This window comes from Acinetobacter lwoffii, assembly GCF_019048525.1.
Lineage (GTDB): Bacteria > Pseudomonadota > Gammaproteobacteria > Pseudomonadales > Moraxellaceae > Acinetobacter > Acinetobacter lwoffii_K.
Window position 1 is genome coordinate 430,731 of record NZ_CP077369.1, and the last position, 23,424, is coordinate 454,154.

At 43.9% G+C, this 23,424-nt stretch carries 23 protein-coding genes and 1 pseudogene; 9 read left to right on the top strand and 15 right to left on the bottom strand.

Annotated elements, in window-relative coordinates; genetic code table 11:
* Positions 1 to 59 precede the first annotated feature (59 nt).
* The 3 genes from serA (at position 60) to I6L24_RS02130 (ending at position 3,416) form a co-directional block, all read left to right on the top strand.
* Positions 60 to 1,292: a phosphoglycerate dehydrogenase gene (serA, locus tag I6L24_RS02120; protein WP_004281578.1), complete on the top strand. Its 1,233-nt coding sequence runs from the start codon at positions 60 to 62 to the stop codon at positions 1,290 to 1,292.
* A 124-nt stretch (positions 1,293 to 1,416) separates the two neighbouring features.
* Positions 1,417 to 2,292 (top strand): EamA family transporter, encoded by an 876-nt coding sequence (locus tag I6L24_RS02125; RefSeq protein ID WP_216986361.1) that lies wholly within the window; start codon positions 1,417 to 1,419, stop codon positions 2,290 to 2,292.
* Between the two features lie 245 nt (positions 2,293 to 2,537).
* Complete coding sequence (locus I6L24_RS02130) at positions 2,538 to 3,416, top strand: EamA family transporter (protein ID WP_216986362.1); 879 nt, start codon at positions 2,538 to 2,540, stop codon at positions 3,414 to 3,416.
* A 411-nt stretch (positions 3,417 to 3,827) separates the two neighbouring features.
* On the opposite strand, the gene I6L24_RS02135 is transcribed toward I6L24_RS02130, so the two are convergent.
* The 3 genes from I6L24_RS02135 to truB all read right to left on the bottom strand — a co-directional run bounded on the left by I6L24_RS02135 (position 3,828) and on the right by truB (position 6,111).
* Positions 3,828 to 4,295 (bottom strand): hemerythrin domain-containing protein, encoded by a 468-nt coding sequence (locus I6L24_RS02135; RefSeq protein WP_216986363.1) that lies wholly within the window; start codon positions 4,293 to 4,295, stop codon positions 3,828 to 3,830.
* Positions 4,296 to 4,428: 133 nt separating this feature from the next.
* A complete protein-coding gene (locus tag I6L24_RS02140) occupies positions 4,429 to 5,193 on the bottom strand; it encodes a sulfite exporter TauE/SafE family protein (protein ID WP_005248297.1) in 765 nt (254 codons plus the stop codon).
* Positions 5,194 to 5,205: 12 nt separating this feature from the next.
* Positions 5,206 to 6,111: a tRNA pseudouridine(55) synthase TruB gene (gene truB, locus I6L24_RS02145; RefSeq protein WP_005263817.1), complete on the bottom strand. Its 906-nt coding sequence runs from the start codon at positions 6,109 to 6,111 to the stop codon at positions 5,206 to 5,208.
* Between the two features lie 186 nt (positions 6,112 to 6,297).
* Between truB and I6L24_RS02150 the strand changes: the two genes are divergently transcribed.
* The 5 genes and pseudogenes from I6L24_RS02150 (at position 6,298) to I6L24_RS02170 (ending at position 11,934) form a co-directional block, all read left to right on the top strand.
* A complete protein-coding gene (locus I6L24_RS02150; RefSeq protein ID WP_216986364.1) occupies positions 6,298 to 7,326 on the top strand; it encodes a lipase secretion chaperone in 1,029 nt (342 codons plus the stop codon).
* A 390-nt stretch (positions 7,327 to 7,716) separates the two neighbouring features.
* Positions 7,717 to 8,727 (top strand): esterase/lipase family protein, encoded by a 1,011-nt coding sequence (locus I6L24_RS02155; protein ID WP_195725525.1) that lies wholly within the window; start codon positions 7,717 to 7,719, stop codon positions 8,725 to 8,727.
* A gap of 84 nt (positions 8,728 to 8,811) precedes the next feature.
* Positions 8,812 to 9,783, top strand: a complete 972-nt coding sequence (locus I6L24_RS02160) for an esterase/lipase family protein (RefSeq protein WP_216986365.1) — start codon at positions 8,812 to 8,814, stop codon at positions 9,781 to 9,783.
* A 134-nt stretch (positions 9,784 to 9,917) separates the two neighbouring features.
* Positions 9,918 to 10,886 carry an esterase/lipase family protein gene (locus I6L24_RS02165; RefSeq protein ID WP_216986366.1) on the top strand — a complete coding sequence of 323 codons (969 nt, stop codon included), beginning with the start codon at positions 9,918 to 9,920 and terminating at the stop codon, positions 10,884 to 10,886.
* A gap of 69 nt (positions 10,887 to 10,955) precedes the next feature.
* Positions 10,956 to 11,934: pseudogene (locus tag I6L24_RS02170) on the top strand (esterase/lipase family protein).
* A 70-nt stretch (positions 11,935 to 12,004) separates the two neighbouring features.
* On the opposite strand, the gene rplS reads toward I6L24_RS02170, so the two are convergent.
* The 12 genes from rplS to ispH all read right to left on the bottom strand — a co-directional run bounded on the left by rplS (position 12,005) and on the right by ispH (position 22,655).
* Positions 12,005 to 12,379 (bottom strand): 50S ribosomal protein L19, encoded by a 375-nt coding sequence (gene rplS / locus I6L24_RS02175; protein WP_004281205.1) that lies wholly within the window; start codon positions 12,377 to 12,379, stop codon positions 12,005 to 12,007.
* Between the two features lie 185 nt (positions 12,380 to 12,564).
* A complete protein-coding gene (gene trmD / locus I6L24_RS02180; RefSeq protein WP_216986367.1) occupies positions 12,565 to 13,299 on the bottom strand; it encodes a tRNA (guanosine(37)-N1)-methyltransferase TrmD in 735 nt (244 codons plus the stop codon).
* Positions 13,300 to 13,341: 42 nt separating this feature from the next.
* Entirely contained in the window at positions 13,342 to 13,890 is a 549-nt protein-coding gene (gene rimM, locus I6L24_RS02185) for a ribosome maturation factor RimM (RefSeq protein WP_168418483.1), read from the bottom strand.
* Between the two features lie 28 nt (positions 13,891 to 13,918).
* Positions 13,919 to 14,176, bottom strand: a complete 258-nt coding sequence (rpsP, locus tag I6L24_RS02190; protein WP_004809941.1) for a 30S ribosomal protein S16 — start codon at positions 14,174 to 14,176, stop codon at positions 13,919 to 13,921.
* 142 nt (positions 14,177 to 14,318) lie between these two features.
* Positions 14,319 to 14,747: a type IV pilin protein gene (locus I6L24_RS02195; protein ID WP_216986368.1), complete on the bottom strand. Its 429-nt coding sequence runs from the start codon at positions 14,745 to 14,747 to the stop codon at positions 14,319 to 14,321.
* Complete coding sequence (locus I6L24_RS02200; protein ID WP_216986369.1) at positions 14,747 to 15,340, bottom strand: type IV pilin protein; 594 nt, start codon at positions 15,338 to 15,340, stop codon at positions 14,747 to 14,749. Before I6L24_RS02200 ends, I6L24_RS02195 begins: the two co-directional genes overlap by 1 nt.
* A 10-nt stretch (positions 15,341 to 15,350) precedes the next feature.
* Positions 15,351 to 18,956 (bottom strand): pilus assembly protein, encoded by a 3,606-nt coding sequence (locus I6L24_RS02205; RefSeq protein WP_216986370.1) that lies wholly within the window; start codon positions 18,954 to 18,956, stop codon positions 15,351 to 15,353.
* 16 nt (positions 18,957 to 18,972) lie between these two features.
* Positions 18,973 to 19,665 carry a pilus assembly PilX family protein gene (locus I6L24_RS02210; RefSeq protein ID WP_216986371.1) on the bottom strand — a complete coding sequence of 231 codons (693 nt, stop codon included), beginning with the start codon at positions 19,663 to 19,665 and terminating at the stop codon, positions 18,973 to 18,975.
* Positions 19,662 to 20,612: a PilW family protein gene (locus I6L24_RS02215; protein WP_216986372.1), complete on the bottom strand. Its 951-nt coding sequence runs from the start codon at positions 20,610 to 20,612 to the stop codon at positions 19,662 to 19,664. Before I6L24_RS02215 ends, I6L24_RS02210 begins: the two co-directional genes overlap by 4 nt.
* Positions 20,602 to 21,087, bottom strand: coding sequence for a type IV pilus modification protein PilV (gene pilV, locus I6L24_RS02220; protein ID WP_019836171.1), 486 nt, complete (start codon positions 21,085 to 21,087; stop codon positions 20,602 to 20,604). The genes I6L24_RS02215 and pilV overlap by 11 nt, the downstream gene beginning before the upstream one ends.
* An 18-nt stretch (positions 21,088 to 21,105) precedes the next feature.
* Positions 21,106 to 21,540 carry a prepilin-type N-terminal cleavage/methylation domain-containing protein gene (locus I6L24_RS02225; RefSeq protein ID WP_216986373.1) on the bottom strand — a complete coding sequence of 145 codons (435 nt, stop codon included), beginning with the start codon at positions 21,538 to 21,540 and terminating at the stop codon, positions 21,106 to 21,108.
* Positions 21,541 to 21,704: 164 nt separating this feature from the next.
* Positions 21,705 to 22,655, bottom strand: coding sequence for a 4-hydroxy-3-methylbut-2-enyl diphosphate reductase (gene ispH / locus I6L24_RS02230; protein ID WP_216986374.1), 951 nt, complete (start codon positions 22,653 to 22,655; stop codon positions 21,705 to 21,707).
* A 134-nt stretch (positions 22,656 to 22,789) separates the two neighbouring features.
* Here ispH and gmk point away from each other — a divergent pair, with 134 nt between their 5' ends.
* Positions 22,790 to 23,413 carry a guanylate kinase gene (gmk, locus tag I6L24_RS02235; RefSeq protein WP_216986375.1) on the top strand — a complete coding sequence of 208 codons (624 nt, stop codon included), beginning with the start codon at positions 22,790 to 22,792 and terminating at the stop codon, positions 23,411 to 23,413.
* The last annotated feature ends 11 nt before the right edge of the window (positions 23,414 to 23,424 follow it).

A 23,424-nucleotide genomic window follows, 5' to 3' on the forward strand; every position in this document is an offset into this window, starting at 1 on the left:
GTGCGCTTTTCCTGTGCTATTATACCGCGACTAAATTTGGCCTTTGTAGCGGAGCCGTAATGAGCCAACATCTATCTCTACCTAAAGATAAAATCCGTTTCTTGTTGTTAGAAGGCGTTCACCAGAATGCAATCGACACTCTAAATGCTGCTGGATATACCAACATCGACTATCGTAAAACTGCGCTTGAGGGTGAAGCGTTGAAAGAAGCGATTAAAGATGCGCACTTCGTCGGTATTCGTTCCCGTACTCAATTGACTGAAGAAGTCTTTGAAGCTGCGAACAAACTGATTGCTGTCGGTTGCTTCTGTATCGGTACCAACCAGGTGAACCTGGACGCTGCAATGCGTCGCGGTATTCCAGTCTTTAACGCACCTTACTCAAATACGCGTTCAGTGGCTGAACTGGTATTGGCAGAAACTATTCTTCTTCTGCGCCGTGTACCTGAAAAATCAACAGATACACATGCAGGTGGCTGGAACAAATCGGCTGTCGGTTCATTCGAAACACGTGGTAAAACTTTAGGTATCGTAGGTTACGGTTCAATCGGTTCACAACTTTCTGTACTGGCTGAAAGCCTAGGCATGAAAGTAACCTACTATGATGCAGTCACAAAACTACCTTTAGGTAATGCACGTCAAGTCGGCTCTATGGGCGAATTACTTGCCAATGCAGATGTGGTTACTCTACACGTTCCGGATCTGCCATCTACTCGTAATTTCTTTGGCAAAGAACAGTTTGCGCAAATGAAAGAAGGTTCAATCTTCCTGAATGCGGCACGTGGTACATGTGTCGTGATTGAAGACCTGGCAGATGCGATCAAATCTGGTCATATTGCTGGTGCTGCGGTTGACGTATTCCCGAAAGAGCCTAAAGCGAACGGTGAAGAATTTGTTTCTCCATTGCGTAACCTGCCAAACGTGATCCTGACTCCGCATGTGGGTGGTTCGACCATGGAAGCGCAAGCGAACATCGGTCTGGAAGTAGCTGAGAAATTTGTAGCTTACTCTGACAAGGGTATGACGCTTTCTGCGGTGAACTTCCCAGAAATCGCATTGCCGTTGACTGAAGGCAAACATCGTTTACTGCACATCCACCAAAATATTCCGGGCGTGTTGTCTAAAATCAACAACCTGTTTGCTGAACAAGGCATCAACATCTCTGGTCAGTCACTGATGACTAAAGGCGATGTGGGCTACCTGGTGATGGATGTCGATGCTGCTGCATCTCATGAAGCACTTGATATGCTTTCGAATGTTGAAGGTACAATCCGCGCACGCGTATTGTTCTAATTCAAGATTTCAAAAACACCACAGCTCTCGGGCTGTGGTGTTTTGTTTTTTAAGGTTTTTATTTTAAACCTTTTTCAGCTGATGCTGCTCTTCCGCTATTCGAGAAATCGAAACCTATTTAGTCATGCTGAATTTTAAAATTGCACCTATTGTGCAAGCGCCGCTGATTTTGCTGATCGCCATGATCAGTATGCAAAGCAGTGGTTCCTTTGCCAAATATCTGTTCGGTCAGTTTCCCATCCTGACTGTTTCCGCAATGCGTCTGCTGTTAGGCGCTATGATTTTGGCGCTGATTTTTAAAATTTGGCAAATCCATTTCAGACAGATCAAGTGGCCGGCCATTATCAGTTATGGCCTTGCTCTGGCTGGTATGAACCTGCTGTTTTATCTATCTATTAATCGCCTGCCGCTGGGAATTGCCGTCTCTTTTGAATTCATTGGCCCCTTAAGTGTTGCCCTGTTTTATGCACGTCAGAAATTTGACTTTATCTGGGTCGGACTGGCAATTCTAGGTCTCATTCTACTGTTCCCTTTTGATCAGGCTGCCCAGCCACTTGACCCGATCGGGATTGCATTCGCCCTGGGTGCTGGTGCCTGCTGGGCCTTATATATCGTTGCCGGCCAAAGACCTTCAGGCATTTCTGGCAATCATACTGTCTGCCTAGGCATGTTTGTCGGCATGCTGGTTTTGATGCCGATTGCGCTCTTTGCAGGCATGCCGGCATATACTTTTGAACCGATGAGTTTGCTGTATTTTGTGGCTTTGGCTGTGTTGGCCAGTGCCCTGCCTTTCACTCTGGAAATGATTGCACTGCGTAATTTAAGCGCACTGAGTTTCGGCACCTTGATGAGTTTGGAACCCGCTATTGCCGCACTCTCGGGGCTGATCTTTCTAGGCGAAACCTTGTTGTGGACACAGTGGCTGGCATTGGCCACGATTATCAGTGCTTCGGTAGGCTGTACGGTGACCATGCAAAAGCGCAAAAATAAAAATATTTAAATCATTGATCATTTTCTACTGTAGGAATTTTTAAATTCAAAGTTTTGCGCAGTGATTTTTACACTTTGAATTTAAAATTTTCTGGTCATTTATGGAGCTTAAAAATTTAAATTCATTTGCGTTAAATTTAAGGCAACTGTTCACAAAATATTCTCTCTGCCTACTCATCAAAAATTAACCAGTTTGCTATAATCTGCCTTTCTCCCTGACCTGAATTCTGTGCCTGCCTGGCATATCAAACTCCCATGCCAAACGCCCAACTCCTTGCTGTGTTGTACATGGTTTTATCCATGACTTCATACCAGATCAGTGCATCCTTCGCGAAGCAATTATTTACTGTACTGGACCCGCTGACAGTAACCATTTTGCGTCTATGTTTTGCCGCCATTATTGTCTGTGTGATGTTCCGTTCCTGGAAAATTATCTCGCGACTGCCCTATCTCAAATGGAAAGATTTACTCTGCTACAGTGCAGCACTGGGCCTGATGAATATCCTGTTTTATATGTCACTGGGCAGACTGCCTCAAGGGATTGCAGTCGGTCTGGAATTTGTAGGACCGCTAGGGCTGGCGTTGTTATCCATTAAAAATCGCAGTGATTATATCTGGGTAATTCTGGCCATTTTAGGAATCGCATTGATGGTGCCATGGGGACAAGCTGCCAATCATCAGTTTGACCTGCTGGGTGCTGCCTGTGCATTAGGTGCTGGTCTATGCTGGGCCTTTTATATTTTCTTTGGTCAGCGTGTGGTACAGCAGAATATGGGTATGCATGCCCTGACCATTGCCATCAGTATTTCTGCGCTATGTTTACTTCCATTCGGGCTATATCACAATGCGGCAGCAGTTCTCGATACCCAGCATTGGGGCAAAGCCATTACCATTGCAATTCTGGCAACAGCCATTCCTTATGCTCTGGATTTAAAGGCACTTCAGCATTTGAATAAAACCAGCTATGGTACCCTGTCCAGCCTGTCTCCGGCTTTGGCTGCACTGGCCGGTTTTGTACTATTAGGCGAAAAAATTACGCTTCTTCAGACCGTGGCACTGATCTGTATCATGCTGGCATCAGTCGGCGTGACTGTACGTGCCGCCCGTCAAGGATCGGGAGAAAAGAATACCTAAAAGGCTTATTGGAATTTGAACAACTAAATATATCTCATCATTAATCTCTTCACTTTATCCATTTGATATAACTAAAAAAAATAGATGAATGGATAAAAATCCCATATCTCCAGATAAAAAGATGATCAGATGCCCTAGTTGCAATAAAGAGATTTTTGATACGCGAGTGTGGCAAGGATGCCACATGTTACCCATCACGACAGGACGTCGTGTATGGGTAACAAAAGACTTTTGCCTACTTTGGGTCTTTCCAAAGTAGGGAGATTGCCTACACAAAAGCATTTAAGTTTTTAAGAAATGAGGCTGTACAATCATCTTCTTAAGCTAAACATGCATAACGATTAACTCAAACATCTAATTTGAGTTATAAGTTATGGAAAAGTAGCTAATCAAATGTCATCTTTTCGATGTTTAGTTTTGTACCAGCATATCTTTTTTCATGTCTTTATAACGCTGGTATTCATTCTGGTACTGCACTGCTAAAGCGGTCTTCTGCTTTTCATCCAGAATTTTACCGGCCTGCTGGAAGAAACCATGTTCCTCTTCTTTTAAGTGATGATGCACCTTTTCGGAAAGTTTTTTGGCCATGGCAATCCAGCCCGGATTACTCAATTCAGTTGCAGTTAATTCCTCGATCATTTCGTCCATTTCATGATGTTCGGCCAAGGCATGGCGGGTAATATTCAGGCCCGAATCGGTCATCATCAAGGGAATATAAAAATAACGGTCTTCCGCAGCTTCATGGGCAAACAATTCATTTTTCAGTTGCTTGAACAGCTCGCGGCGTTCTGGTGTATCCCCGGAAGTCTGTAATAGTTTTTCTGCAAGATCACGCTGAATCTCATGACTCTCTCTTAATGCTTCAAAAATAGTCGTCATTCCGATATTTCTCCGATTGTTTTATATTTCATATCATTGATTCTAGAAGATTTTCAGAACAGGTTCAGACGAAGTTTATACAGTGATTTGTTAAGAAATTTTAATATCGAGAATGATTTACATCGGGTTTAGATCAAAAAAACATCTGGTATGCCATCCGGCAAATTAGCAGACTGACCAGAATCAGGAATAAAATCCGGATAAAGCCACTGCCATATTTAAATGCCAAACGCACCCCGACCAAGGAACCACAAATATTGGCTACCGCCATCATTGTCCCGACCATAAACAGCACATTGCCACTGGGAATAAAAAAGCTTAATGCGGCCAGGTTGGTGGTGAAATTGGCAATTTTCGATAAGGCCGATGCATGCAGGAAGTCGACGCTTAAATAGCGAATAAAAAAGAAAATAAAGAAACTGCCGGTGCCCGGACCAAAGATACCGTCATAAAAGCCTATCGCCAGACTGCCCAAAGCGGCCAGAATCAGCATTTTCCGATTCAGTTTTTGTTCGGTATGCACCTGGCCAAACTGTTTTTTCATTAAGGTATAGATTGCGATCACGATCAACATGACCAGCACAAAAGGCTTAAGAATCTCGACTGGAATTAGCGTAACGCTGGCTGCACCAATAAAAGAACTGACAAAACTACACAGTGCAATCACGCCCAAGAGCAGCCAAGGTAGTTTTACCTGACGCAGATAGGAAAATGCCGCAGAAGCGGTGCCACAAATGGAGGCGAGTTTATTGGTGCCAAAGACCGTAGCAGGCTGTAAATGCGGTAAACTCCCCATAATTGCCGGGATCTGGATCAGACCACCACCACCCACGGCAGCATCAATCGCCCCTGCAAAAAATGCAAAGACAACCAGACTGATGATGATCTCTATTTCCATATCTTGACTCGATTAGAGGTTCAGGACGCGTTTGGGTACCAGACGTTTTTTGTCGGTAATTTCTGCCAGCCCCAGACATTTCTCGCCATCAAAAACCAGCACCTGTTCAGCTGCTTCATGTTCGATATTGCTTTCCATGCCGCGGCTAAAATATTCTGCGCGACCTTCGGGTACCTGCACTTTTGGAAAATGATCAACCGGTGCATAGGCCGGCAACAACAGTGCATCACGCTCTGCTTCGCTCAGGCTTTCCAGATATTCAATGGTATAACTCGGGATCAAATCAAAATGACCGGTTTTGATGCGGTGCAGATAAGTCAGATGACCATAAGTTCCCAGTGCTTTGGCAATATCTTCACCCAATACCCGGATATAAGTCCCTTTAGAACAGGTAATATCCAGCGTGATACTGTTCTCCGTAAAGGATAAAAGCTCAATCGCTAAAATGGTAATCGGACGTGCTTCACGTTCAATCTCGATACCTTTGCGCGCCAGTTCGTATAAAGGACGGCCTTCTTTTTTCAAGGCAGAATACATTGGCGGCACTTGCTGGATATCCCCGATAAACTGTGCCAATTTGTTCTGAATCAAGGTTTCCGAGAGTTCAGGAACTGCTTTTTCCAGAAGCACCTCGCCTTCCACATCTCCCGTGGTGGTACTATGTCCCAAAAATACGGTCGTCTGATAACGCTTGACCGAATCTAATAAATAATGCGAAAACTTGGTCGCCTCTCCCAAACATACAGGCAATAAACCAGATGCCAGCGGATCCAGCGCACCAGTATGGCCGGCTTTGTGTGCACGGTACAACCAGCGGACTCTTTGTAATGCGGCATTAGAGCTGATACCCAAAGGCTTGTTGAGCAGGAAGACACCACTGAGATGACGGCGCTGAATTTTAGGAGATGATGCTTTCATGGCAAAAAATCAGACATTTTATAAATTGGCGCCATGGTAAAACCCTGCGAGATGATTTACAACTTTTCTATAGTCTCTAATGATTTTTATGGCATATTGAGCCGGCTTGAACATCTAAAAGCTTTAATATCTAAAAGCTTGAATATCTAAAAATAATGAAATAACGAGAAAATAGGTGCATAGGATATGCAGAAATATAAAATATGGATCATTCTGGCGTTGCTGGTGCTGTGTATTCTCACATTGATCTTATGGCTGTCTCCAAAAGAAAATACCCAGGCGGATACCGGGACAAAAATGCCTTTAACTGAAACTCAGGCAGAACAAACCGCACTCTTGGTCAATGGCCCTGCCAATGCAGCTTTCCCCAGTGCCAGCCAGCAAGATACCGAAATTAATTGTCAGATGCAGCTAGACGCCAGCAACCGTCTGATTGTGAATGAACAGACCCGCAACTGTTTTGAATATTTTATTACCCAGTTCGGTGAAAAAAATCTGCAGCAGATCCAACAGGATTTTAAAGCCTATATTCGCCAGAATCATAAAGAGCCTGCACTCTCGCAAATTCTGGATTTATGGGATCGTTATCTCCAGTACCGTCAGGGCTTGGGCCAGCTCACTGCACCGGCCGGGCTAAATCAGGAAGATCCTGCCTATTATCGCAGTATCTATAACAGTACCCAGAATTTGCGCCAACAATACTTTTCCAAGTATGAAATTGAGGGCTTGTTCGGCACAGAAGATGCCTATCATGAATATACCCTGGACCGGATGAGCGTACTGGCAGACAAAAGCTTAACGGAGACTGAAAAAGCGCAAAAGCTCAAAGCACTGTTTCAGCAGCTCCCGCAGGACTGGCAGGAAAATCTGGAACAACTGAATAAACTGGAAGATTTGCGCAAACTTACCGCAGATATTAAAGCTCGTGGCGGTTCCCGTGATGAAATCCGGCAGATGCGGATGAATCTGGTCGGTGCTGAAGCGACACAACGTCTGGAACAACTGGATGTACAACGCAGCGACTGGAAAAACCGGGTGACTGGCTATTTAGATGAACGGGATCAGATTACCCAGTCCAGCATGTCCCATACTGCCAAACAGCAAGCGATTGCCCAGCTTCGCAGCAAACATTTTAATACACCGCAAGAACAGCTGCGGGTTGAAACATTTGAACAGGTTCATGATCAGGGAGCCAAACTACCCTTTGCTGACTAAGCCTAAAAGCCATCACCTGTTGATGGCTTTTTTATAAATGCCCTTTTGATAACTTTATATTTTTTCTCAAAATGATCTTTTATAGTTGTTTCCAAATATTTCGTATTTACACAAAATAACTTAGAAAAATTATAATGATTTCAAAGACTTTTTATTTAAATACATCTGCAAATAAAACGCATACTTACAATGTAAATTCCTCCTGTCCTGCATGTCCCCAAATGACATGGTTTTAGACCTCTGAAATGAAAAAATACCGCTTCATTAAAAGAAAATTTGCTTAGCCACTGAAGGCCGAAACTGTATTTTCATCGTCTGATTTGTGGCTTGCGACACTCTACAAAAAGCAATGATTGCTTGAATAAAGATAGAATTAAAAAAGGGACAGCTATGCATACTTTCAGCAAGACAGCCCAGTTACTGACTGTGGCTTTAGCGACTACTCTGGGATTCAGTTTTTCTGCACAGACTCAGGCTGCAGCGAGTGCAACACAAGTCATCGAAAAGAGCCGGTCTGACTATGCCAAGACCAAATATCCGATCTTGATGGTGCATGGCTGGCTAGGCTGGTCACGCATTGGCACCGATAGTATCGGGCTGGATTACTGGTATCAGATTCTGCCAGATATGGCACGTAATGGCTCAACCGTCTTTGCGGCACAATTGTCTCCAGCAAATACAACGGCGCATCGCGGTGAACAACTAGTTCATCAGGTTGAAGAGGTTGTGGCAATTACCGGCAAGAAAAAACTGAATTTGATTGGTCACTCTCATGGCGGACCAACAGTGCTGTATGTTGCAGCGACCCAGCCGCAGTATATCGCCTCTATTACTGGCGTTGCAGGAACCTACCATGGCTCCAAAGTGGCAGATGATATTCAGAACAATAGCCTGACGCGTACCGCCTTTAACATTTTAGGGGATTATATTATTGGACCATTGATTGCACTGGGTCAGTTTAAGCCTGAACTGGAAATTGATTTTGATGCTTCCATGAAATCCCTGACCCAGACCGGTTCAAATACTTTTAATGCCACAGTGGCGCAGCAGGTGGTCAAAGATGGTGTATTGGCGTCCACAGAAAACTGCAATAAAAATTTAAAACAGAAAGACAGTAAAGGCATTCATTATTATTCATGGACGGGTGTGGCCCAAGCCACCAATGCACTGGATATTGACACGATCCTGATGCAGCTCGGCCCTTTATCTTATGGCAGTAAAGACAATGATGGCATGGTGTCACGTTGTAGCGCTTTCATGGGCAAGGTGATTCATGACCAGTACAAACTCAATCATACTGACCTGGCCAATATGATGTTTGGTCTGAAAGGAGTGTTTGCACCAGATCCGGTCGCCCTCTACCGCCAGCATGCCAACCGACTCAAATTAGAAGGTTTATAACGCCAGAGTGCCTATATTTCAGCTGAAATATAGGCTTTTTTCTGGTTCTTTTTTATTTGACCTATCAGTGATCGGGAAGCTGCAATGAAAAAAATAATCTATCACGTGAACCTTTTGCTGCTTGGTTCTATCTTGACTGGCCCTGTGCAAGCTTCGGCATTACAGCCATATAAAAGCAATTTTGTCCTCTCGAGTTATGCCAAGACAAAATATCCGATGGTCTTTGTGCATGGTTTTGGTCTGGGTTTTAACCGGATTGGAACGGATCGCATTGGTTTGGATTATTGGTATCAGATTCCCCAAGACCTGAGTCGGCATGGTGCACGGGTATTTTCTGCTGAATTGTCTGCCGTCGCCTCCAATGAACTCCGCGGTGAACAGCTCTTGATGCAAATTGATGAAGTAATGGCACTGACAGGTCAGAAGAAAGTCAATCTGATTGGGCATAGCCAAGGTGGCCCAACGATTCAATATATCGAGGGCGTTGCACCGCATAAAGCCGCCTCTTTAACCGCCATTGCAGGAGCGATGCAAGGTACACCAGTTTTTGTCAATGCCAGCCAGACACCCCTGCTTGAACCATTCATTCAGGCCGTCGGTACGATTCTGGGCCACAGCATGAATCTGGTTACAGCTAACCAGTATCCAGTCAGTATGATTGAAGCACTGGAAGCCATGAATCCAGAGGCGATTCAGGCTTTCAATATGAAATATGGTTCTGCTGCCATTCCCAAAGACTGTCAGTCTCAGGGCAGCAAACTTACGCCAAATGGAATTTACCACTATTCCTGGATGGGCAACCGGCAGGCGACCAATCCACTGGATGCGATTGAATCTACAGTCGTGAGGTTAGGTAGCAGTTTCCTGAAAGGAGAAGCCAATGATGGTGCTCTGCCGCTGTGTAGCGGACGCTATGGCCAAATCATTCGTCAGGATTATGCCCACAATCATTTTGATGAAGTAAACCAGTTTTTTGGTATTTTGGGTCCTTTCGCGCAGGATCCAGTCGCCCTGTATCGCCAACATGCCAACCGGCTCAAACTGCAAGGCTTATAAATCACTCATCTTTATAAATAGATCATCTCTATTAATTAAAAAAACTTAGGAAACTGAGTCCCTGCTGCAGAGGGGGACTTTAGGCAACCGGATGAGGATCATCCCGTTAAAACAACAAAAGTGAGGAAAATATAATGAAATTCGGAGCATTCATCACCGGCCTGCTGCTGGCGGGTACATGCCTCAGCACTCAGGCATCCACCCAAGCCAGTCAGGTCACAGCAAAAGCCAGTTCACAATATGCCAAGACCCAATATCCGATTGTCTTCGCCCATGGTATGGCAGGCTTTATCCGGGTCGGTACCGACCAGTTTGGACTGGATTACTGGTATCAGATTTTACCGGATCTGGCGCGTAATGGTGGCAATGTCTGGGCAACACGTGTCTCACCTTTTAACTCATCAGGAATTCGGGGTGAACAACTTTTAGAGCAAGTCAAAGAAATTCAGGCCATTACCGGTGCAGACAAAGTCAATCTGATTGGTCATTCACATGGCGGCCCGACCATTCGTTATGTTGCAGGTGTGAGACCTGATCTGGTTGCTTCCCTGACTTCCGTCGGTGCTCCACATAAAGGCTCTCCGGTGGCAGACCTGATTCTTCAGGCAGAAGGTACGCCAATACAAGGGCCTTTAGTGGGTGGTATCAACCTGGTGTCTAAGGCCATCACCTGGGCACAAGGTCTGGATCCGAACAGTTTCCCGCATGATTCTCTGGCTGGTGGTAGCAGCCTGACCCTAGCAGGATCTGCTCAATTTAACCAGAAATATCCGTTGGGTATGCCGACCACCGCCTGCGGTGAAGGTAAGGAAAAAGACGGTGATATTCGTCATTATTCATTCACAGGTATAGGTCAAGTCACCAACCCTCTCGACCCTGATTCAGCACTCAAAGTTACAGCTTTACTCATTGATGGTGGCAAGGAAAATGATGGTCTGGTTTCTCGCTGTAGTGCCAAATTCGGTAAAACCATTCGGGATAACTATAACTGGAACCATCTGGATGAAGTGAACCAGTTCCTCGGATTAAAGAATATCTTTGCTCCAGACCCAGTCGATGTTTATCGCCAGCATGCTAACCGGCTCAAATTGCAAGGCCTGTAATTCAATCTCATCCCTGTCATCCCAATGCACAGGGATTTTTTGATTTTTAAACTGCCAAAATGGAAATTTATGAAAATTAGAACGCATTTTATAACCTTATGCTGCGTGTTATTTGCGGGCCAATATGTGCAGGCTTCCAATTTGCAGCAAGCAGAATCCAGATTTGTCATGTCCAATTATGCCAAAACACAATACCCGATTGTATTTGCACATGGCATGGTCGGCTTTAATCACATTGGTTTTGATGCCTTAGGCATGGATTATTGGTATCAAATTTTGCCAGATTTAGCCCGTAATGGTTCAACTGCCTTTGCCACCCGCATCTCACCTTTCAATTCCAGCGAAATCAGAGGTGAACAATATGTGGAGCAACTCAAAGAAGTCATGGCAATCACCGGCGCCAAAAAACTGAATTTAATTGGTCATAGTCATGGTGCGCATAGCGTGCGTTATGCTGCGGGGGTTATGCCGCAATATGTAGCCTCAGTGATGACTGTGGGCGGTGCCAACCAAGGGACGATTGTCGCCTCTGATGTCATGCGACTTGCCAATCAAACCGGAACATCTGAGCTACTCAATACCCTGATCAGCAGTTTTGGCAACGTCATCATGTGGGCACAAGGCTTAGACGGTCAAGCTTTCCCACACAACACCCTTGCAGCAGGACACAGCACGTCGTGAAGGCACAACAGAATTTAACCAGCGCTTTAAACTCGGTCTTTCGCTGAGTCCATGCGGTGAGGGCAAATATAAAGACCAAGGCATTGCATTGTATTCAATGACAGGCAATCAACCTGTAACCAATCCCCTAGATGTCAGTGATGCCGCCATGAAAGCCTTGGATGTACTTTCTGCAAGTAAGGCTGGCGCGAACGATGGAATCGTGTCGGTATGTAGCGCCAAATTTGGTAAAACGATTCGTGATGATTATCCATGGAATCATCTGGATGAAATCAATTTGTTATTTGGCATTAAAGGTACCTTTTCACCTGATCCGGTTGCTGCCTATCGTCAACATGCCAACCGCTTAAAACTGCAAGGTTTATGATTTATTAAAATAGCCAGACATAAAAAAATGCGCCCAAAGGCGCATTTTTTCGCTCGTATAAAACTTAAAATTAAGCTTTAGTTTTACGAGCTGGTAATTTTTCACGAATACGTGCAGCTTTACCAGACAATTCACGTAGGTAGTAAAGTTTAGCACGACGAACGTCACCACGACGTTTCACTTCGATACCAGCAACGATTGGAGAGTGAGTTTGGAATACACGCTCAACGCCAACACCGCTAGAAATTTTACGTACTGTGAACGCAGAGTTCAAACCACGGTTTTTCTTAGCAATTACAACGCCTTCGAACGCCTGTAAACGCTCACGGTCGCCTTCTTTTACTTTAACTTGAACAATAACTGTATCACCTGGTGCAAAAGCAGGGATGTTTTGTTTCAATTGTGCGTTTTCAATTACTTGAACTAAAGGATGCTTACCGCTCATGGGGTATCTCCAATATGTGCGAGTCAGAAGAGGTCTGATCATCGCTGGGTATAGAGGCTAAAGCGCATACACCCGATTATCTTTCCCTTTATAGTTGACCATCTCAACCATAAAGAGCCTATTAAAGAATACTTAAATCATTTTAAGTACTTGCTTGAAGACAGAAATGATTACTCATCAATATCTTACAAATCTTTTAGCCATTTTTTCTGCTGCTTGGTCAGCTCGACTTTTTCCACCAACTCTGGGCGGCGTTCAAGTGTACGCTGATATCGCTGCAAAAACCGCCATTTTTCAATATTGGCATGATGCCCGGACTTTAACACCTCAGGCACATTCAAACCTTCAAAATGATCTGGCTTGGTATATTGTGGGCAATCTAGAAGACCATCCACAAATGAGTCTTGCACGTGTGATTGCTCATCAGACATGGCACCCGGAAGTCTCCGGATAATACTGTCCAATAAAACCATCGCAGGAAGTTCACCACCCGACAAGACGTAATCTCCAATTGACCATTCCTGATCAACATATTGCTGGATCAAACGTTCATCGACGCCTTCATAACGTCCGCACAGTACGATGATTCCGTCATATTTGACAAAATCCTGTACCGCAGTTTCGTTTAAGGTCTTTCCTTGCGGTGACATATACACCACAGGAACCTGAACTGCACCTGCTTGCGTTGCAAGCTCTTTGGCATGCTGGATTGCTTTTGCCAAAGGCTCAGCCATCATCACCATACCCGGACCACCACCAAATGGACGTTCATCCACCCTTTTGTAGTTGCCCTGTGCATAATCACGTGGATTAATACAAGTAATTTGCATTAAATCGCGTTTTGCTGCGCGTCCGCTAATACCGTAAGCTGTAATCGCTTCAAACATTTCAGGAAAAAGCGTAATGACTGCAAAAAACACCGCAGACTCCTCTATTTTCCTGCTATGTGAATCCTGAAAGGATTAATAATCTACGCCCCAATTCACGTAGATACGACCCGCTTCGAGATCAACACGTTGCACCACATCTTTATGCCATGGAATCATGCGCTCTTCACTATCGACACTGGCAGCAGTTGCGCGAACCACCATCACATCGTTAGCACCTGTTTCAAACAGTTCATGGATTTGACCGAGATTAATTTCCTGTTCGTCATCATCCAGACCTAACACAGTTAAGCCTTTTAAATCTGACCAGTAATACTCATCCACACCTGGTTGAGGCAGTTGCGATTTTGAAATCCAGATATTTGCACCAACTAAGTTGTCTGCTGCGGTGCGATCACTCACACCTTTTAAGCTGACCACCAAGCCTTTGCCATGTGGTTTCCAACGTTTTACATCGACCATTTGCCAACCTGCTTTGGTTTCAATGTACCAAGGCAGGTAGTCAAATATGTTGCTCATAGGTTCTGTATTGGAATAGACCCAGAGCCACCCATTTAATCCATAAGCTGAACGTAGCTGTCCAATCTGAATACGATCTTCGGGCACATTCTGTGTTGGTGTCATGGGCTACCTACGACTTAATTCTTTAAAATTATGCAGCAGCTGCAGCTTTCTTCGCTTGAGCAGCCAAAGAAGCAACACGTTCAGACGGTTGAGCACCTTGTGCTACCCAGTGAGCAAAACGGTCAGCATCTAAACGAAGTTTTTCTGCTTTACCTTGCGCTGTAGGGTTGAAGAAACCGATACGTTCGATGAAACGACCGTCACGTGGATTGCGGCTATCAGTTACAACGATTTGATAGAATGGACGCTTTTTAGCACCACCACGAGTAAGACGAATAACTACCATGATACAACCTTATAGTTTTTACGGATTATCCCTGCATCGACCATCGATACATTTCAAACCCCTTTCATAGAGGGCAGTATTTTACGTGAATTTTGCCCTGAATGAAAGATCTAAACGTATTTATCCGCAGGTTTGAATTTATTTAGCGTCCGTCCCAGTTGGAGGTGGCTGAGGGAACGCAAGCTGTAGTTGTTTTAGTCCAACACTTCCTTCCCTGACTATCTAAAATTACACTTCCATTACCCACCTGAACAGTGCCGGATATAGGCTCTGCAGTTAATGTATAGGTTTGACCACTCGGAACAAGCGTAACTCTATAAACAGGATTAGATATTGGATAATCTTTGCTGGTTGTGCCGTTATCTAGGGTTGCACTCGTGTAATTATGATTGATCACGTAGTAACTTTGTAAGCGCTGTGCAATATTCATCATTTCACTTTGTACATCAGCACGGTTAGTACGAATTTTATATTGAGTATAAGAAGGGTAAGCAATCGCCGCCAAAACAGCAATTATTGCCACAACAATCATTAATTCAATTAAAGTAAATCCTAAAGAGTATTTTTTCATTACCATGACTCGCTATAACTGCCGCAATTTGCATAACCTGTCACTACATCTTTGACTTTTGTCATACAACGTATACCTGTACTGCTTAAAAGCAGATCGTAATTACGTGGCTGTTTTGGCTCACCATCACTATCCTTAGCACGCTCTAGCGACATTACCCAGCTCAAACCGTTCACACTCGCTGAATCTGCTGTTTCTTGACCATCAGCTCCTTTAACAATCGTTAAGGGCTTATGTCCTGTTCCTCCATTCGCCAATGTCAACGTATATTTCGCAGTGGAACTCGTTGAGCCTAGTGGCAACAGCAATTGACCCGTCGTTTTATTATAATAACTGGCAGTTGCAAGATTTCCACCAGCATCTGTGCTTTCGTATGTATATAAATAACTTGCATCAAAACCTTTGTAACTAAAGTTTTTTGCTTTAAATCTTTCTAATTCCGCAGCTATACGTAATGCTTCTTGCCGAGCAATTGCTAAGTCCTTTCGTTCTATATATTGTTGATACGAAGGTACGGCAATGGCAGCAATAATTGCTACCACCACCACTGTAATCATTAGCTCAATTAATGTGAAGCCATGTGTTTTTTTCATGATTTACCCCTTAACGAGTTTCATACCAACGTAACTGTCTAAGTTTCGCTGTGGTGGTAAACTCCTGACATTCAGGTAAATTTGGGGTAGTGGTACAATCGAGCGTGTTAGGGCGGTTTACAATCAACCCAGTATTATTGGCACTACTACGTCCTTGACCTAAACCAGCACCCAAAATACCCGCACCAAGTTTTACGCTATTCGGTGCTGTCTGACCACTCGCATAAAAGTTTTCAGGACATTCACCTGTTGGCAAACAGAATTGATAAACATAGCTGTCCCCTTTTACACCAGCGCCACACGTCCCACCAATACCTGTACCATCACGATGAAACACATTGACATACAACATGCCATCTAAGGCATACAGCTCATTCATGCCTTTATAGACACCAGCTATATTCGAATAAATATATTTCCAACCATTATTACCAGTAACTGGAACGCCTGTACTAATATTTGTATTTAAAGAACTAAAGCTAATATTTTGTGTCGTTAATGTTGGAGAAGCATAAAGATCTGTTTTAGCAACGTCTTTATCATAAACGACAAATACACCGTCCGCTGCACTCACCGTTGAACCTGCCTGGTTATTTGTGCCTGAGGCTGATGCTGTTCCAACTAATGGAGAACTACGATTCCCTGAGCTAAATGCAACGGCTGCAACATAACCATCATCGCTGTCATGTATAGACACACTCGGCATTTCATAGAACCGAGGACTTACGCCACCTGTTGCATGTTCATTGAACAAACGTACCACACGTTTCGCAAAATTACCTTTTTTCGCACTTGCATCCGCCCCAGTCGCCGCATTATTTAAGTCAACACGGAATCCCTGTCCACCCAAATCACCAAAGTACAAATTATCTACCAAACCATCACTATCACGATCAATCGCATTGATCTGACTGACAACACTGTATTTCATGTTAATTGTAGAGTCACTGGCATCGGTAAATGCTTCTGCACCACCTGCTGCTGTTGCATTGGCACTGGTCCACCAAAGCAAGTCGCCATTATTGGCATCAAACATATATACGCCTGCGCCGATACCATTAGTTTGGTTATAAGCTGCATTTTCATAGCCTTCATCATACCCCCCCCCCACAAACATCACTAGTTTCTTCACACCACCGAATTTGACATAGGCAATAGTTGGTTTAGACCAACTTTGTCCCATATAACTTAGAGCGGTTACACCTGTAGTTGTGGAACTTGATTTATAAATTTTTGAGCTAGCTGGGTCGATGTGAAATTTGAGCTCTGGATTATCTAAGTCAGATAAATTCAAGGCGTAATAACTTTTGCCTCCCATACGCAAACCACCATAGACCCACTGCAAGCCTTTAATGGCAATATCATCACCACTGGCATTCTGTGCAACACGACCTGAATCCTTCACGGTCAATGTTCCATCTGCTTTTGCAACATACTGGGTATAAGCCGTCCACGGTGCATCAATACCATAAAACAGATTCGCCGAGCCACCAGTAGTGCTATCTTCTTTCAGGAATGCAGTCTTTTGGTCTCTCATCATTTCGTGAGGTACAAAAGTAAATACTTCCTTACCACGATCAGCATCAGTTGCATTTTTGCCTGCCCGTACGACATGCAATAATCCTTGTGTAGTACCGAATAATAAGTAATCGTCACGATCAGTGGTGTCAATAGTGCCAGAAGTGTATGAAATTTTACCTGACTGGGTGAGCAAAATAGGAGTGGAGTGCATAACCGAACCGACCTGACGCAGTTCAGGTTTGGTTATAAGATCGGCTAAAGTCACCGTTCCTGTTTCAGCAACATTGTAACCAAGCAAGTTCAACCAATAATTTTTATCTGGGTCGTTCACAAACAATGCCGTGCTACCTGTACCAAATAGCGTCGCCACATTGACTTTTTTCAGTGAACCGATTTCACTTGCTGCATACGGAGCCGCAGTACCTGTAATTTCACGATTGGTATAAATAGTACGGTTTGCAACTTGCTCGTTAGCAGCATTAGTGCCTATGCCTAAGGGCAATTGTCCTTTCATGCCCTCGTCAGTCCAAAGCCCTTTGGCGGCTGCGTCAAGCGAACCATCTGCCTTAATTAAGCGAATAGTTTTACTTGCATTATATAGTTCACCGTTAAAAATATGATATTTATTCATATTCCCAACCCAAAGCTGAGTAGACTCCTGAGGTTTCGGTGTAAATGATCCATAATAACCATAAGGTTGAATGCGTAGTGGATTCAATGCATCCTGAGGATAGGTTGGAGAACCCGTTGCTACCGCAGGAATTTCAACTTCGATTTCATTTAAAAAGCCTTTAACACTATTCACCACATCTTCTGACCTACTACCAGAATACCACCCACCACCGCCTTCAACCCCCCACAGTGCGGCATTCTTTTGATTGAAGCTCGCACTGGAAGCATTAATTGATGCCACATTAGCCGCAATACTTTTTGTCTTATCATATGACGGCACACTGTTAAAGTTATTACCAAAACCAACAACAGCTGTTTTAATTGCCACACCTTTAGGATTGTTCCCACTAAGTAAATAATTTTTTGCAAGATTACGAACACAATCCCATGTTCCAGCCGAACTGTCACTAGTACTACAGCTAAATGAGCTTCCTGTACTTCCCAAGGCACTTTGAATCAACTCTTGCGCATTCGTATGTTGATAAGGATCACCATCGGTTAATACATACACACCTTGTCCATTACACTGTTTATCCGCTTCTGCCTGCGTCATGGATGATGGCGCCGCATAATATCCTGTTCGAGTGGTGTCATAAGCATCTGGATTAGCAAAATTATACCCGCTTGAAGCACGCCCCTGAGTTGTCTCACCCAGCAAATAAGCTATTGTTTCAGCATACGAACGTGCAGTTGGCGTATTCGTCACCGCTGCAAGACTGGCAATTTTCTGTGCTAAATATTTACGTTGAGTGATCGAAACACCATCCACCGTAATCGTTGCATCTAGTCGTCGTGCAGGCACTGCAATATTACCAATATTATCCCAATCCGACTCAATACCACCACGCTCACTTTTATATGTATCCGTATTACCATAAGCCAAACGATTCATATTACCTTGATTTCTCATAGGTGAGCTAGACTGTGTTCCATCCCAAAGCAACCGACCATCGGACTTTGTAGGATCGATTAACAGCGGATTCCGAACCCAGCCTAGCGTTGATAAACCAATGATATTATTATCAGGTAAGGCGGTTATGCCTTTACTAGTATTTCCAAATAACAAATCAATCATACCGTCCTTAACGCGGGTAATACGATCTGGATATGGGGTAGTTACCCCTCCACTGGTCACCTCGCACCACTGCCTTCTATAGGTTGGAGCATCTGCATGCGGATTAATTTTTTGCAGCGCATACTTTTTTACACTTTGGTTCGGTGCATCACATGCACTTTGACCACCATAAGACATATAGTCCATACTCCCTGAAATATCGATCAGCATCATCAGGGTAATCGTGCTTGGCTTGGCATTTTGATAGATCTCGATATCACTCGCCCGAGAGACACTACTACAAACCATCATCGTCATCAGCGCCGAGACTGCCGTAGAAAGTATATTTCTTGAATTTAATGTTTTCATTTTTTAATCCTCTCTACTATATGAGCTTCATGAGCTTCGGCTGTCCACCAACCACATAGTCCGAATGCTGCATGTTATAGGGAATACCCAACCCATCAAAACATGCCCCCACGGCCGAAGCCCGCTGCTTAAAACAGTTCTCTATTTGCGTAGTAGTCGCACCTGCAAAACTTGGTAAGACTGAAATGACAGTCGCCCCGATATTATGCATGGTTACCGGCACATTACTTTGTCCAAGACTTGTTCCTTTTGGCACACCAGCAAATGGTGTAGAGGTTGTTGCATTTTTGGTTAAATACACTTGTGACAGCACTGCAGAACGCCCCATTGCAAATTGATTGGCTTTACAAAAGCCATCAACACCAATTTTAGTTGTTGTACCATCTGCAGCAATGGCACTGGCTTTAGAAAAATCGTAAAATGCGTTTTGGGCAGCCCGATAGCAAAATACCAATTCATCATCAGCATTGGCAGCCGAGTTAAAATAAGCAAACATACCATCCAAGGCCAGTTGTCTTTCAACCTCAGCAGGATTTTCAATATTAAACAACGCTGAATCAGAGTTTTCTAACAACAACGCATTCACCTGACTATTGGTTGCAATTTTTAAGCCCACAATCCCCATTTTTACCGCAATTGTGCCAAGTAAGGTGACAATGACCAAAATAACCAAAACTGTAATGAGTGTTGCACCTTTTTGTTGTTTCATGATGATGCTCCCAAAGTATTACGAATAGCGACCACTTGATTTACCGCCTGACGCAAATATCGCTTATTTACTGCTACATCCCCTGAAAGCGTGACTGGAGTTCCCGCAACATTAAAGCTGGTTTGAGTATTTAAATTTGCATCAGCACCAATTGTTCCCGTAGAACGAGACAGAATACCAATCTCCATAGAAACAACATTCAAATAGGTTTTTGAACAGGTATCTTCAACAATTGGAGTGGCACAAGCTGCACGAATTGCATCCATCGCAGTAATATATTCATTAATCGTCATATAGCGTAACTGACCCGCAGGATTTTTTACCCCTAAGCGTACTTTAAACGCATCGACCCGCTGCATAATTTGTTGTGCATTGGTATTTAAACCGACTAGCCCTGCACCATCATAAGAAGCAGCATCACAATACAGCGAGTACGAGGTCGGCTCACCCGTTACTTGTTGTGGACTTTCTGCCACATAATAACGTTGCACAATGGTTTTCGAGGACGCATTCGTCACCTGTACGCCTTCACAATTAAAAATCTCACTGCTTGCAGGGACATATTGTATAGTTAACCGATCACTTGTCCCAGTAGTGTTGTCAGTATCCTTATTTTGCAAAGTAACAAATTCAGCTTCTAAATTAGCTGTTGCTTGCAATGCAGTTGGTAAATTTTCTTTTTTAAAAATAATCCCCGAACCATTGTTATAATTATTCACCCTATGTGAAGAGACAGTATTTAAATTGGTATGTCTCAAATCATGTGTAACGAGCGACATTCCAAAGTTCGCATTTTGCTGCAACTCACTCATGCCAGACTGTAAACCCAAAGAACGCTGACTACTCAAAAACACAGCCAAACCTGCGGCAACAATTAACAATCCTAATGCTAAAGCAACCATCAACTCCATGAGGGTGAAACCTGAGGTATATCGCTTATGAGCCATAGTTATATACCTCCATGATGATGCATTTCGCATTTGGCACATAGGCTGCACCATTGGTGCAATCAGAACTACCTGTACCATTGGTCGCTGTTGTTCCTTCCCACGCTACATATATACATTTTCGAACTAAGGTAGACCCTTGACAATTAAGCACATCCATACTCATACCCAAGTCAGTTGCACGGCTGCTTACTAGTCTAAAATCGTATTTAGCCATATTTTCAGGGGAACAAAATGCAGTTGCGCAATTCGTGGTATCGGTATTCGCAACATATCCCGCCAACCCATCCCGATTCATACGCATCCGCTCCGCCAAATCTCGGGCAATATTAGTCGCCTGAACATTCATCGTCGCTTCGTTGCTAGCCGTGATGGCTCTAATTTGTAATGCCACAAACCCCAATACAGCAATACTTAGAAGTACTAAAGCCACAAGCACCTCCACTAACCCAACTCCCGTTTGACGTTTCATCATTTTTATTATTCCTTCCCCTCAAGTCGGACAACTTGTTGCCGCTTTATTGTAAACAACCGTTCCACCCTTTTGTACATACACATATGCTTTTAACGCAGCATCACTACTGTGTTCAAAAATAAAGCACTGTCCGTTTGTGGAAACACTGGTCTGCCCCAAACGATTAAAAGTCACACTGCTATCCCCACTCGTTTTTGTGACATGCGTTGGCACCCAAGTTTTAAAAGGTGTTGCCACACTACTATCTAACGCTACGACCCGATCACTCTGTTTAAAAATCGCTTCAGACCTTGTTTCCGCCAATAAATCTACAAAATCACGCGTATCACTTATAAGTTGGTTTTTTCGAATTGTTTGGGTAAAAGAAGGCGCCGCCATCATCGCGATAATTGCCATCACCGCAATCGTCACCATCAACTCAATTAAGGTGAACCCGTTTTCTTTATGTCGCATAACTCCCCCCAAGACACAAACTTTGCCCTATTAAAAATAGTAACCAACAACTTTACAAAACTCTCACACTTCAGGATAAAAGGCATAAAAAAGCAGATAACCGTCATTCAACGGTTATCTATCTATTTTTCATCAATTTTTTAAAGTGTTATGTACTTCGCAGTTTAAGCTTGTGTTACAGGAATACGTAACTCTTTGGGCAAACTAAAGGTAATGTTTTCTTCACGGCCTGCCAGCTCTTCAGGGGCGGTTGCACCCCAGTCTTGCAGACGCCGAATCACTTGTTTAATTAAAATTTCTGGTGCAGAGGCGCCTGCAGTTACACCAATCTTTGTGTTCGGTTGAAACCATGCTTGTTCCAACTCGTCTGCATTATCCACCAAATAGGCGCGTTTCCCCATACGCTCAGCCAACTCACGTAAACGGTTAGAGTTGGATGAATTTGGTGAACCCACCACCAACACCACATCACACTGATTGGCTAAGTCACGCACTGCGTCCTGACGGTTTTGAGTGGCATAGCAAATATCGTCCTTACGCGGCCCTTGAATATTCGGATATTTTTGGCGCAAGGCATCAATCACTTTGGCAGTATCATCAATCGACAAGGTGGTTTGTGTTACAAAAGCCACTTTATCTGGATGCTGAACCGCAAGTGCAGCCACATCATCTTCATCTTCCACTAAATAAATGTCACCACCATTATTTTTATCATATTGCCCCATGGTGCCTTCAACTTCTGGGTGGCCCTCATGACCAATTAGAATCGCTTCTACTCCCTCACGGGCATATTTAGTCACTTCAATATGTACTTTAGTGACCAATGGACAGGTCGCATCAAAAACTTTTAAACCTCGGCGTTCGGCTTCCTGCTGCACAGCCTTAGACACCCCATGTGCACTAAAAATCACGATATTGTCATCCGGAACTTCATCTAGCTCATCGACAAAAATCGCACCGCGCTGACGCAAGTCATCGACCACAAATTTGTTATGCACCACTTCATGTCGCACATAAATCGGTGGGTTAAAGCATTCTAGGGCACGGTTCACGATCGCAATGGCACGATCTACACCAGCACAGAAACCACGTGGGTTGGCTAAAACAATTTCCATAGAATCCTCAATACTCACACCATTTTTAGCGGTTCAATTGAAATAAATGTAAAACAATCGACTGACAACTATTTAGTTTAAAGCCGCTCTACTCTAAAATAGAGAAGATATTTTATCATATCAGGAAAAATATCATGTCGGGTCTCTTGTTTGTCGTTTCTGCAGCGTCTGGAACAGGCAAAACATCCCTCGTTAAAGCCCTACTTGAGCGTGTCAACAACCTTCACGTTTCTGTGTCACATACCACACGCGGTCAACGACCTGGCGAACTCGATGGCGTGCACTATCATTTCTCCGATAAACAAGATTTTTTAAATCTGGTCAATGAAGGTGGTTTTATTGAATACGCAGAAGTGTTCGGTAATTACTACGGCACTGCACAGGCAACTGTTAAAGAGCAATTGGCCAAAGGCCATGATGTGCTGCTTGAAATTGACTGGCAAGGTGCACAGCAAGTCCGTCGTCTTTTTCCTGAATCAAAACAAATCTTTATTCTGCCACCAAGCCAGTTTGACCTGCGTGAACGCCTGTCTAACCGCGGCACCGACACGGTGGATGTGATCGAACATCGTCTCAGCTGCGCGGTAGAAGATATGCAACAATATAGCAACTTTGACTATATTATTATCAATGATGACTTTAATAAGGCGCTGCATGACCTGGAAGCGGTCATTATCGCTAACCGCTTGACCTTGTCGCAACAGGCCAACCGTCATGAAAAACTGATTCAGCAGCTCATCACACCAACTGAACAGTGATTAAAACTTGA